At 66.4% G+C, this 10,659-nt stretch carries 11 protein-coding genes; 4 read left to right on the top strand and 7 right to left on the bottom strand.

Going from position 1 to position 10,659, the window contains the following annotated elements; genetic code table 11:
• The first annotated feature begins 91 nt into the window (after positions 1-91).
• Together ABS73_RS10485 and lepA are read left to right on the top strand one after the other, a co-directional pair.
• On the top strand, positions 92-787 hold the full coding sequence (locus tag ABS73_RS10485) for a type 1 glutamine amidotransferase domain-containing protein (protein WP_277024775.1): 696 nt from the start codon (positions 92-94) through the stop codon (positions 785-787).
• Positions 788-852: 65 nt separating this feature from the next.
• The gene (gene lepA / locus ABS73_RS10480) at positions 853-2,652 is read left to right on the top strand and encodes a translation elongation factor 4 (protein WP_277024777.1); all 1,800 of its coding nucleotides are present in this window, start codon (positions 853-855) and stop codon (positions 2,650-2,652) included.
• A 9-nt stretch (positions 2,653-2,661) separates the two neighbouring features.
• On the opposite strand, the gene ABS73_RS10475 is transcribed toward lepA, so the two are convergent.
• Complete coding sequence (locus tag ABS73_RS10475; RefSeq protein WP_277024780.1) at positions 2,662-3,045, bottom strand: hypothetical protein; 384 nt, start codon at positions 3,043-3,045, stop codon at positions 2,662-2,664.
• Between the two features lie 121 nt (positions 3,046-3,166).
• On the opposite strand from ABS73_RS10475, the gene ABS73_RS10470 reads away from it, so the two are divergent.
• Entirely contained in the window at positions 3,167-3,658 is a 492-nt protein-coding gene (locus ABS73_RS10470; protein ID WP_277024781.1) for a GAF domain-containing protein, read from the top strand.
• A 68-nt stretch (positions 3,659-3,726) separates the two neighbouring features.
• Here ABS73_RS10470 and ABS73_RS10465 read toward each other — a convergent pair whose 3' ends face one another.
• The 6 genes from ABS73_RS10465 to guaA all read right to left on the bottom strand — a co-directional run bounded on the left by ABS73_RS10465 (position 3,727) and on the right by guaA (position 10,020).
• Complete coding sequence (locus ABS73_RS10465) at positions 3,727-3,873, bottom strand: entericidin A/B family lipoprotein (protein ID WP_136855104.1); 147 nt, start codon at positions 3,871-3,873, stop codon at positions 3,727-3,729.
• 64 nt (positions 3,874-3,937) lie between these two features.
• Positions 3,938-4,321, bottom strand: a complete 384-nt coding sequence (gene rbsD / locus ABS73_RS10460; RefSeq protein ID WP_277024783.1) for a D-ribose pyranase — start codon at positions 4,319-4,321, stop codon at positions 3,938-3,940.
• Between the two features lie 23 nt (positions 4,322-4,344).
• The gene (locus tag ABS73_RS10455) at positions 4,345-6,159 is read right to left on the bottom strand and encodes a M3 family oligoendopeptidase (protein WP_277024785.1); all 1,815 of its coding nucleotides are present in this window, start codon (positions 6,157-6,159) and stop codon (positions 4,345-4,347) included.
• A gap of 93 nt (positions 6,160-6,252) precedes the next feature.
• Positions 6,253-6,804, bottom strand: a complete 552-nt coding sequence (locus ABS73_RS10450; protein ID WP_277024787.1) for an antibiotic biosynthesis monooxygenase — start codon at positions 6,802-6,804, stop codon at positions 6,253-6,255.
• A gap of 59 nt (positions 6,805-6,863) precedes the next feature.
• A complete protein-coding gene (locus ABS73_RS10445; RefSeq protein ID WP_277024790.1) occupies positions 6,864-8,384 on the bottom strand; it encodes a cryptochrome/photolyase family protein in 1,521 nt (506 codons plus the stop codon).
• A gap of 76 nt (positions 8,385-8,460) precedes the next feature.
• Complete coding sequence (guaA, locus tag ABS73_RS10440; RefSeq protein WP_277024792.1) at positions 8,461-10,020, bottom strand: glutamine-hydrolyzing GMP synthase; 1,560 nt, start codon at positions 10,018-10,020, stop codon at positions 8,461-8,463.
• A gap of 123 nt (positions 10,021-10,143) precedes the next feature.
• Here guaA and ABS73_RS10435 point away from each other — a divergent pair, with 123 nt between their 5' ends.
• The gene (locus ABS73_RS10435; RefSeq protein WP_277024795.1) at positions 10,144-10,656 is read left to right on the top strand and encodes a CAP domain-containing protein; all 513 of its coding nucleotides are present in this window, start codon (positions 10,144-10,146) and stop codon (positions 10,654-10,656) included.
• Positions 10,657-10,659 lie beyond the last annotated feature (3 nt).

Below are 10,659 nucleotides of genomic sequence, written 5' to 3'. Positions count from 1 at the left end.
CCGGCGGGGCAGGGGCTGCATTGAGCGGTGAACGTCGCTGCGCCATTCGGGCGCAGGGACGCCATCCGACATTCCCCACGAGGAGCACCCCATGCCCAAGGCCCTTTTCATCCTGACCTCGCACGACACGTTGGGCGAGACCGGCAAGCCCACCGGCTTTTATTGGGAGGAGCTGGCGGCCCCCTATTGGATCCTGGCCGATGCGGGCTGGCAGATCGAGCTGGCCAGCATCAAGGGCGGCAAGCCCCCGGCCGACCCGTCCTCGGAGGAGGGCGATGCGATGACCGATGAGGTCCGCCGCCTGCTGGCCGACGAGGCTGCCATGAACAAGTTGGCCCATACGCAGAAGGTCGATGATGTCGACATCTCGGGCTGCGATATCGTCTATCTGCCGGGCGGGCACGGCACGATGTGGGACCTGCCGAAATCGCAGGCCCTGGGCGATCTGCTGGCGCGGGCTTGGGACAAGGGCGCGGTGATCGGCGCGGTCTGTCACGGCCCCGCGGGCCTGCTGTCGGCGCGCCTGTCGTCGGGCGATCCGCTGGTCCATGGCCGCCGCGTCGCGGGCTTTACCAACAGCGAGGAGGATGCGGTCGGCCTGTCCGACGCCGTGCCCTTCCTGCTGGAGGACCAGCTGAAGGCGCAGGGCGGCCAGCATGAGAAGGGCCCGGACTGGGCGCCCTTCGCGCTGGCGGACGGCAAGCTGGTGACCGGCCAGAACCCCGCATCCTCGGCCCGCGTGGCCGAGCTGATGCTGGAGGCCGCGGGCACCCCCGCCGCCGACTGACACCAAATGGCGCAGGGCCGCGAAACCCTCTTTTCGCGGCCCGCGCGGGCCTGTATAGCCCGGCCATGACCGACCTTGACCTCATCCGCAATTTCTCGATCGTGGCGCATATCGACCACGGAAAATCCACGCTGGCCGACCGGTTGATCCAGTCGACGGGCACTGTCGCCGACCGCGACATGAAGGCCCAGATGCTGGACAGCATGGATATCGAGCGCGAACGCGGGATCACCATCAAGGCCAACACGGTGCGGATCAGCTATCCGGCCAAGGACGGCAAGACCTATATCCTGAACCTGATCGACACGCCGGGTCACGTCGACTTTGCCTATGAGGTCAGCCGCTCCATGCGCGCGGTCGAGGGGTCGCTGCTGGTCGTGGATGCCAGCCAGGGCGTCGAGGCGCAGACGCTGGCCAACGTCTATCAGGCGATCGATGCGGGCCACGAGATCGTGCCGGTCCTGAACAAGATCGACCTGCCCGCGGCCGAGCCCGAGCGCGTCAAGGAAAACATCGAGGAAGTCATCGGCATCGACGCCCAGGACGCGATCCCGATTTCGGCCAAGACCGGTCTTGGCATCCCCGAGGTTCTGGAAGCCATCGTCACGCGCCTGCCCGCGCCCAAGGGCGACCGCGACGCGCCACTCAAGGCGATGCTGGTCGACAGTTGGTACGACGCCTATCTGGGCGTGGTCGTGATGATCCGCGTCATGGACGGGGTGATCCGCAAGGGCGACCAGATCAAGATGATCCAGACTGCCGCCAGCCACCGCATCGACAAGCTGGCCGTGCTGACCCCGCAGATGGTCGACATCGCCGAACTGGGCCCGGGAGAGATCGGGGTCTTTACCGGCTCGATCAAGCAGGTCCGCGACACCCGCGTGGGCGACACCATCACGCATGAAAAGCGCGCCTGCACGACCGCGCTGCCGGGCTTCAAGCCGGCGCAACCGGTGGTGTTCTGCGGGTTGTTCCCGGTGGATGCCAACGATTTCGAACCCCTGCGAGATGCCATCGAAAAGCTGGCCCTGAACGACGCCAGCTTCAGCTATGAGATGGAGACGTCGGCGGCCCTGGGGTTCGGCTTCCGCTGCGGGTTTCTGGGGCTGCTGCATCTGGAAGTCATCCGCGACCGTCTGGAACGGGAATACGATCTGGACCTGATCACCACCGCGCCTTCGGTGGTGTTCAAGCTGCACATGCGCGACGGTGAGGTGCGCGAGCTGCACAACCCCGCCGACATGCCCGACCTGACCTATGTCGACCATATCGAAGAGCCGCGAATAAAGGCCACGATCATGGTGCCGGACGAATTCCTGGGCGACGTGCTGAAGCTGTGTCAGGACCGCCGCGGCATCCAGCTGGACCTGACCTATGCGGGCGCGCGGGCCATGGTCGTCTATGACCTGCCGCTGGCCGAGGTGGTGTTCGATTTCTATGACCGGCTGAAATCGGTGACCAAGGGCTATGCCAGCTTTGATTATCAGATCAGCGAATACCGCGAGGATTTCTTGGTCAAGATGTCGATCCTGGTGAATGACGAGCCCGTGGACGCGCTGTCGATCATGGTCCATCGCGACCGTGCCGAAAGCCGCGGCCGGGCGATGGTTGAAAAGCTCAAGGACCTGATCCCGCGGCATATGTTCAAGATTCCGATCCAGGCGGCCATCGGCGCCCGCGTCATCGCACGCGAAACGCTGTCGGCGATGCGCAAGGACGTGACCGCCAAATGCTATGGCGGCGATGCGACGCGCAAGAAAAAGCTGCTGGAAAAGCAGAAGGCCGGCAAGAAGAAGATGCGTCAGTTCGGCAAGGTCGAGATCCCGCAGACCGCCTTTATCCAGGCGCTCAAGATGGACAGCTGACGGTCGCCGTCAATCGTCCCACAGGGGCACCACGACCCGGCAGTGCCCCGCCACGGCCTGTCCCACCGAGATCGCGCCGTCGCGAGGCCCCGCGCCGAATTGCGACAGGCCCGCGCCCGGCGCCTGTCTGGTCGCATTCAGCGTGAACAGGATGCCGGACCCCGAGCCGCGCGGTTTGGGGCTGGCCCGCCACAGGCGCGTACCGACCGGCTGGTTCAGCGCGCGTTGGGCGAAATCGCCCGCAGCGCACCAGTAATCCGTATCCGCGCGCCCCGAGGCAAAGGCCACCGCGATCTCGGATGGGCCGGCCTGTTCGACGGTCATACCGTTGCGGGCCGTGAAGGCACTGGCGGGCAGCGGCAAGGCCAGAAAAATCATGAGTGCCAGTCGCATCCGATCCCCTCCTGCCGGGGCCTGATGCGGCCTTCCGGTCGTTAAAAACCACGTCATTCTCTGCGCCGGTGCGGGTCTGATTCAGGGTATCCTGAAATCCAGCAGCCACAAGGTCAGACCCATGTCACCCACTTCCGCCACCTTTCCGACCATCGCCGCCCATCCGGCCGACCATGCCGCGATTCAGGCCACTTTGGACACCCTGCGCCAGACCCTGGGGATGGAGGTGGCCTATCTGTCCGAATTCGTTCAGGACCGCGCCGTGTTTCGCGCCGTCAGCGCCCCGGGGCTGGAGGCGATGATCAGCCCCAGTCAAAGCATGGATCTAAGAGAGGTCTATTGCAAACATATCCTGGATGGCGGGCTGCCCAACCTGATCACCGACACCGGGGATCATGCCATCGCGGTCGATCTGCCCATCACGCAGATGATCCCCATCGGCAGCCACCTGTCCGTGCCCATCCACCGCGCCGATGGCAGCGTGTTCGGCATGTTCTGTTTTCTCAGCCGCCATCCGCGTCCCGATCTGGGGCCGGATGCGCTGGACATGGTCTGGTCCGGATCGGCCCAGGTCGCGATGCGGATCGCCGCGCACGAAAGCGATGCGGCCTGAGGGGGGACGTGAAAAAGCCCCCGCCAGCGGTGCTGCGGGGGCTTTGATCGCAGGTGGCGGGCTAGGGATCACATCCCGGCTTGGACCTGCGCGCTTTCCTGCTGAACCACGGCTCCGGCCGTGGAAATGTCACGGCCCGCACCCTGAACGGTCTCGCAGGCGGCCAGCGTCATCATGGCCAGAACGGCACTCAGGCCCAGGATCTTCTTCTGCATGGCTTCAGTCTCCTTTGGGATAACCATCTGACCTTGCAACGCAATCTGAGCGGTTCGGTTCCTCCTAAAATGCAACTCCTGCATAAAGCGCGATATTGGCATAGGGGGTGCATTCGCCGGTGCGCACCACGGCGCGGGCCTGACGGGACTGGTCCTTGAAGGCCGCATGCGACATCAGCGTGACCGGGCCAATCGCCCGTTCCGCAAAGCGCGCCCGCAGATCGGGGGCGGCCTCCTCCGCCAGACTGGCGCGTTCGACGACCAGTTCGCTGAGCACCGTGTCCAGTACGTCGAAGACGCCGGGAATGCCGCGGGTCAGCGCCAGGTCGATGACGCGGATACCCGGCGGCACCGGCAGACCGGCATCGCCGATCACCAGCAGATCGCCATGCCCAAAGGAGGCGATCAGGCCGGACAGTTCGGCATGCAGCAGGGTGGTTCGTTTCATCCCGTTCTCCTGTTCCGGAGGCCTCAGGCCTCCAGTGCCTCGAGCTGGTCGATCAAGCCTTCGATCATCGACAGGCCCTTGTCCCAGAAGGCCGGGTCGGAGGCGTCCAGACCGAAGGGCGCCAGCAATTCGCTGTGGTGACGCGAGCCGCCCGCGCGCAGCAGGTCAAAGTACTTCTGCTGGAAATCGGGCAGCCCGTCCTCGTAGGCGGCATAGAGCGCGTTCACCAGCCCGTCGCCAAAGGCATAGGCATACACGTAGAACGGCGAATGCACGAAATGCGGGATATAGGTCCAGAAGGTCTCGTAGCCCGGCATATAGTCAAAGACCGGGCCCAGGCTCTCGTGCTGGATCTGCATCCACAGGGCGTTGATGTCGTCGGGGGTCAGCTCTCCCTCGGCACGGGCGGCGTGCAGGCGGCATTCGAAATCATAGAACGCGATCTGGCGAACGACCGTGTTGATCATGTCCTCGACCTTGCCCGCCAGCAGGGCCTTTTTCTGCGCCGGATCGGTGGTGCGCGCCAGCAGCGCGCGGAAGGTCAGCATCTCTCCGAACACCGACGCGGTCTCGGCCAGCGTCAGGGGGGTGGAGGCCAGCAGCTCTCCCTGACCCGCGGCCAGACGCTGGTGGACACCGTGGCCCAGCTCATGCGCCAGCGTCATCACATCGCGCGGTTTTCCCAGATAGTTCAGCAGGATATAAGGGTGCGCGGTGGTCACGGTCGGGTGCGCAAAGGCGCCTGGCGCCTTGCCCGGCTTGACCCCCGCATCGATCCAGCCCTTGTCGAAGAAGGGCTGCGCCAGATCGGCCAGTTCGGGCGAAAAGCCGCGATAGGCCTCCATGACCGTCGCCTGCGCCTCGGGCCAGTCGATCAGGCGCGGGCTGTCGGTGGGCAGGGGCGCGTTGCGGTCCCAGACCTGCAGCCGATCCAGCCCCAGCCAGCGGGCCTTGAGCGCATAATAGCGGTGCGACAGGCGCGGATAGGCGGCGGTCACGGCATTGCGCAGCGCCTCGACCACCTCGGGTTCGACATGGTTAGACAGGTGGCGACCATGCTGCGGCGTAGGCATCTTGCGCCACTTGTCCTCGATGGCCTTTTCCTTGGCCAGCGTGTTGTGGATGCGCGCGAACAGCCCGACATTGGCGGTAAAGACCGTGGCCAGCGCGCGGGCCCCGGCCTCGCGGCGGCTGCGGTCGTGATCCGACAGCAGGTTCAGCGTGGCCTCCATGCCCATCACCTCACCGTCGACGTCAAAAGTCAGCGCGGCGGTGGTCTCGTCGAACAGGCGGTTCCAGGCGGCGGCGCCCACGACCGAATTGTCGTGCAGGAACTGCTCCAACTCATCGGACAGCTGGTGGGGGCGCATGGCGCGCATGCGGTCAAAGACCGGCTTGTAGCGGGCGGGACCGTCGGGCGCGGTGAACACCGCCTGATAGGTCGCGTCCGGGATGCGGTTGAACTCCAGGCTGAAGAAGACCAGCGGCGTGGTCATGTCGGTGATCTTGCCCTGCAGGTCGCCCATCTGCTTGGCCCGGACCGGGTCGGTGGTGTTCTGGTAATAGCGCAGGCCCACATAGGACATGATGCGCCCGGCCAGGATGTCGATCTGCTGATAGGCCTCGATGCAGGTCAGCATCTGCGCGGGCGTCAGATCGGCCAGCTTGCCCTGATAGGAGGCCGCAAAATCGCGGACCTGGCCGTCAAGCGCCTCGATATCGGCGGTCAGTTCGGGGCTGTCGGGGGCGGGATAAAGGTCGGTCAGATCCCATTCGGGCAGGGTGCCGAATTCGCCCTTTGCCGGTTCCGCCGCGTCGAACACCATTCTGCCTGCCATGATCGGTCCTTTCCTGTGTGTCGGATCAGATGTGGACCCTCGGGGCGGGGGGTGCAAGGGGGGCGCGCCCCGGTCACGCGGCCTGAACCGGGGTCAGGGGGCTGCGTGATCCTGCAGCGCCTCGGCGATGCCGCGATTCTGCAGGGCCGGGTGGATGGTCGCCACGCCCGACGGGGACAGGTGGGCCACCGCCACCCCCTCCACATGCGCGATCAGCGCGGGAAGGGCCGGGGTGCCCGGCGGCAGCAGCGCGGACAGGGACGCGGCGTCGGCCTGGGTCGCCGGGCGGATGCGGGGCTGCGCCTCATGGCGGTGAAAATCGCGGCTCAGCGCCTGGCTGCGCTGGCCCCAGGGGCTGGCGGCGGTGCGCGCCTGATGGGCGGCAAAGGCCGCGGCATCGGCAAAGACCTCGGACAGGGTCCAGACCATCGGGTCGTCCGATTGCGCGATGTCAAAGCGCAGGCAGCCCGGCTCGGCGCGGCTGGCCGCGACATGGTCGGGCAGCAGCTCCAGCGCGATCATCAGCTGCGCCATATCGGCGCAGATCAGGCGACCGTGCAGGGCGATGGGCGGGTTCGCCAGCGCCAGCGGCGTGCCGGACGGATCGGCGGTCGGGGCGTGGTGGTGGCCGCAGGCGCAGTCCATGGCGTGTCCTTTCGCTGGATGGGGCAGGGTGGCCGGGCGGCAGGCGCGCGTCAAGCGGCCTAGACGACCTCTCCGGCCTCCAGGCGGGTCAGGAAGGCCGCGGCATCGGCGCGGATCACGCGCCGCTTTTCGGCATCCATCCGGTCCCAGGTGGCAAAGGCCCGCCCGATGCGCGGGTTGCGTTCGAACCGCTCGCGGTGGCGCACCAGGAAATCCCAATAGAGCAGGTTGAACGGACAGGCCCTGGGGCCGGTCTTGTCCGCCACCTTGTAGGCGCAGCCGCCGCAATAATCGGACATCTTGTGGATGTAGTTCCCCGAGCTGACATAGGGTTTCGACCCGACCACGCCGCCATCGGCGAACTGGCTCATGCCGATGACGTTCGGGGCCTCGACCCATTCATAGGCGTCGATATAGACCGCCAGATACCATTCATGGACCTGATGCGGGTCGATCCCCGCCAGCAGCGCGAAGTTGCCCGTCACCATCAGCCGCTGGATGTGATGGGCATAGGCATGGTCGCGTGTCTGCCCCACCGCCTGCGCCATGCAGTTCATCCGCGTGGGCGCCCCCCAATAGACCGGGGGCAGGGCGCGGTCATGGCCCAGCACGTTGCGCGCGGTATAGTCGGGGCCTTCCAGGAAATAGATGCCGCGCATGTATTCGCGCCAGCCGATGATCTGGCGGATGAACCCCTCGGCCGAGTTCAGGCGGACGCGACCGGCGGCATGGGCGTCGGCGGCGGCCTGGCACACCTCCAGCGGGGACAGCAGGCCCGCGTTGATATAGGGCGACAGGATCGAATGGTGCAGGAACGGGTCGTCCTGCAGCATGGCGTCCTGATAGGGGCCGAATTCGTCCAGCGAATGCGCGATGAAATGGTCCAGCACCTGCAGCGCGCCCGCCCGGTCGGTGGCATAGGTGAACGGGCGCAGCCGGCCGAAATTGTCGGGAAACCGCGCCTCGACTAGGTCCAGCACCTGCGCGGTGACCGCATCGGGCTCAAAGCGCGGCGGTCTGGCGCGCAGCAGATCGGCGCGGGCGGGCTTGCGGTTGTCGTGGTCAAAGTTCCACTGGCCGCCCGCAGGCTGGTCGCCCTCCATCAGCAGGCCGGTCTTGCGGCGCATGTCGCGATAGAACCACTCCATCCGCAATTCCTTGCGACCGTCGGCCCAGGCCTCGAATTCGGCATGACTGGCCAGAAAGCGGTCGTCGGGCAGCTGCGTGACCGGAATGGGCAGGTCGGACAGCGCCGCGATCAGCCGCCATTCGCCAGGCTCGGTCGCGATCACCGATGTCGCGCCATGATCGGCGGCCCGGCGCAGCAGCTCTGCGGGGATCGACTGGCTGTTGTCGAGGTCGTCCAGCGTGGCATAGGCGACGGTGTGGCCCCGGGCGCGCAACTCCTCCGCGAACTTGCGCATGGCGGCGAACAGAAAGGCGATCTTTTGCGGGTGGTGGGGGACATAGCCCGCCTCGGACGCGACCTCGGCCATGACGATGATGTCGTCGGGTCGGGCTGCGCGCAGCGCCGACAGGTCATGCGACAGCTGGTCGCCCAGGATCAGGATCAGACGCATCGCACACCCCCGAAAATGACAAGGACGCGCAGGTTGCCCTGCGCGTTCCCCGGTCACGATGCGGCGCGGTGCCGCGTCATTCCCATTCAATCGTGCCCGGCGGCTTGGAGGTGATGTCATAGGTGCAGCGGTTGATGCCCTTGACCTCGTTGATGATCCGCGTCGCGGTCTCGCCCAGGAATTCGTGGGTGAAGGGATAGTAATCCGCCGTCATCCCGTCGACCGATGTCACCGCACGCAGCGCACAGGCGAAATCATAGGTGCGCCCGTCGCCCATGACCCCCACGGTGCGCACCGGCAGGATCGCGACGAAGGCCTGCCAGATCTCATCGTACAGACCGTGCTTGCGGATCTGGTCGATGAAGACCGCATCGGCCTTGCGCAGGATCTCCAGCTTTTCGCGGGTGATCTCTCCGGGGCAGCGGATCGCCAGGCCCGGGCCGGGGAAGGGGTGGCGGCCGATGAAGCTCTCGGGCAGGCCCAGCTCGCGGCCCAGTTCGCGGACCTCGTCCTTGAACAGCTCGCGCAGCGGCTCGACCAGCTTCAGGCCCATCTTTTCGGGCAGGCCGCCCACGTTGTGGTGCGACTTGATCGTGACGGACGGGCCGCCACTGAAGCTGACGCTTTCGATGACGTCCGGATACAGGGTGCCCTGGGCCAGAAAATCGGCGCCGTCGATCTGGCTGGCGTATTTCTGGAACACGTCGATGAACAGCCGGCCGATGGTCTTGCGCTTGACCTCGGGGTCGCTGACGCCCTCCAGCGCGCCCAGGAACAGGTCGCTCTCGTTCGCGTGGATCAGCGGGATGTTGTAGTTGTCGCGGAACATCTTGACGACGTCCTCGCCCTCGTTCAACCGCAGCAGCCCGTGATCGACGAAGACGCAGGTCAGCTGGTCGCCGATCGCCTCGTGGATCAGGACCGCCGCCACTGACGAATCGACGCCGCCGGACAGGCCGCAGATGACGCGGCGGTCACCCACCGTCTCGCGGATCTTGCGGATCGCCTCGTCCTTGTAGGAGGCCATGGTCCAGTCGCCGGTGAACCCCGCCAGCCGGACGAAGTTCTCCAGCATGATGCGGCCGTTCGGGGTGTGATGCACCTCGGGGTGGAACTGCACGGCATAGAAATGCCGCGCCTCGTCCGCGATCATCGCCATGGGGGCGTTGGGCGAGGTGCCGATGACCTGAAAGCCCGGCGCCAGCGCGGTCACGCGGTCGCCATGGCTCATCCAGACCTCTTCGCGACCGGTCCCGAAAAGGCCCGCGAAGATGCCGTCGGACTTGTGTCCGGGCGCGGGCGCGATGAAGGCGCGGCCGTATTCGGCGTGATGCCCGGCCTCGACCGTGCCGCCCAGCTGCTCCATCATCACCTGCTGGCCATAGCAGATGCCAAAGACGGGCACGCCCAGCTCGAACACGGCTTGGGGCGCGCGGGGGCTGCCATCGGTCGTGACGCTGGCGGGGCCGCCGGACAGGATGATCGCCTGTGGCGCCATCTGGCGCAGCCGGTCGTCGGTCACCGTGTTGAACGGGTGGATTTCGCAATAGACGTTCAGTTCACGCAGGCGACGCGCGATCAGCTGCGTCACCTGGCTGCCGAAGTCGATGATCAGTAGGCGCTGGTGCTGGGTCATGGGTGCGCTTTAAGCGCGGTTTCAGCACCTTGCAAGCCTTTCGGCACCGTGGTGCGGGGGAACCGTGCCACCCGGCGCGCGTTCGGCAGCAATCGCCCCGTTTCGTTCAAAAGGTATGTTCCGATGATCCGATTGTCCCTGGCCGCAAGCTGCATCCTGTCTTTGGCCGCCTGTCAGGTGCCGGGCCTGGGCGTCACCGCCCCTCAGGCCCCCGCCGAAGAGGCGCTGGCCGTCGAATGCCGGGGCGAACCCGAGGCCGGGGCGCGGCTTTCGGCCACCGTGAACGCCGCCCGCCTGTCCGAGGGCAAGACCGTGCTGGCGGTCAACGTCCAGCTGGATCGGATCGCGCTGGCCCATGCCTGCGACATGGCGCGCACGGGGCGGGCGGATGTGGCGGGGTCGAACGGCTCGAACGTGGTCGATCGGGCGCGGTCGGTGGGCTATCCGACCTGCGGCGTGGTGCAGCTGGTCGGCGCGGGCGGCACGCCCGAGGGGACCGTCGCGGCCTGGCTGGTTCCCGGCCCGCTGCGCGAGCAGGTGCTGGGCCAGCTAAGCTATCAGATCGGCAGCGGCGTCGCGCGTGGCGCAGATGGGCGGCTGTGGCACAGCACGGTGCTGGGCAACAACTGCCGCTGAACG

The sequence above is a fragment of the Paracoccus sp. SCN 68-21 genome (assembly GCF_001724535.1).
GTDB lineage: Bacteria > Pseudomonadota > Alphaproteobacteria > Rhodobacterales > Rhodobacteraceae > Paracoccus > Paracoccus hibiscisoli.
The sequence above is the reverse complement of the archived record's forward strand: the minus strand, read 5'-3'. Positions and strand labels throughout refer to the sequence as shown.

Bases quoted from the DNA above. Each gene is read 5' to 3' on its own strand.
- ABS73_RS10485 (WP_277024775.1), top strand. From the start codon at position 92: ATGCCCAAGGCCCTTTTCATCCTGACCTCGCACGACACGTTGGGCGAG.
- lepA (WP_277024777.1), top strand. From the start codon at position 853: ATGACCGACCTTGACCTCATCCGCAATTTCTCGATCGTGGCGCATATC.
- ABS73_RS10475 (WP_277024780.1), bottom strand. From the start codon at position 3,045: ATGCGACTGGCACTCATGATTTTTCTGGCCTTGCCGCTGCCCGCCAGT.
- ABS73_RS10470 (WP_277024781.1), top strand. From the start codon at position 3,167: ATGTCACCCACTTCCGCCACCTTTCCGACCATCGCCGCCCATCCGGCC.
- ABS73_RS10465 (WP_136855104.1), bottom strand. From the start codon at position 3,873: ATGCAGAAGAAGATCCTGGGCCTGAGTGCCGTTCTGGCCATGATGACG.
- rbsD (WP_277024783.1), bottom strand. From the start codon at position 4,321: ATGAAACGAACCACCCTGCTGCATGCCGAACTGTCCGGCCTGATCGCC.
- ABS73_RS10455 (WP_277024785.1), bottom strand. From the start codon at position 6,159: ATGGCAGGCAGAATGGTGTTCGACGCGGCGGAACCGGCAAAGGGCGAA.
- ABS73_RS10450 (WP_277024787.1), bottom strand. From the start codon at position 6,804: ATGGACTGCGCCTGCGGCCACCACCACGCCCCGACCGCCGATCCGTCC.
- ABS73_RS10445 (WP_277024790.1), bottom strand. From the start codon at position 8,384: ATGCGTCTGATCCTGATCCTGGGCGACCAGCTGTCGCATGACCTGTCG.
- guaA (WP_277024792.1), bottom strand. From the start codon at position 10,020: ATGACCCAGCACCAGCGCCTACTGATCATCGACTTCGGCAGCCAGGTG.
- ABS73_RS10435 (WP_277024795.1), top strand. From the start codon at position 10,144: ATGATCCGATTGTCCCTGGCCGCAAGCTGCATCCTGTCTTTGGCCGCC.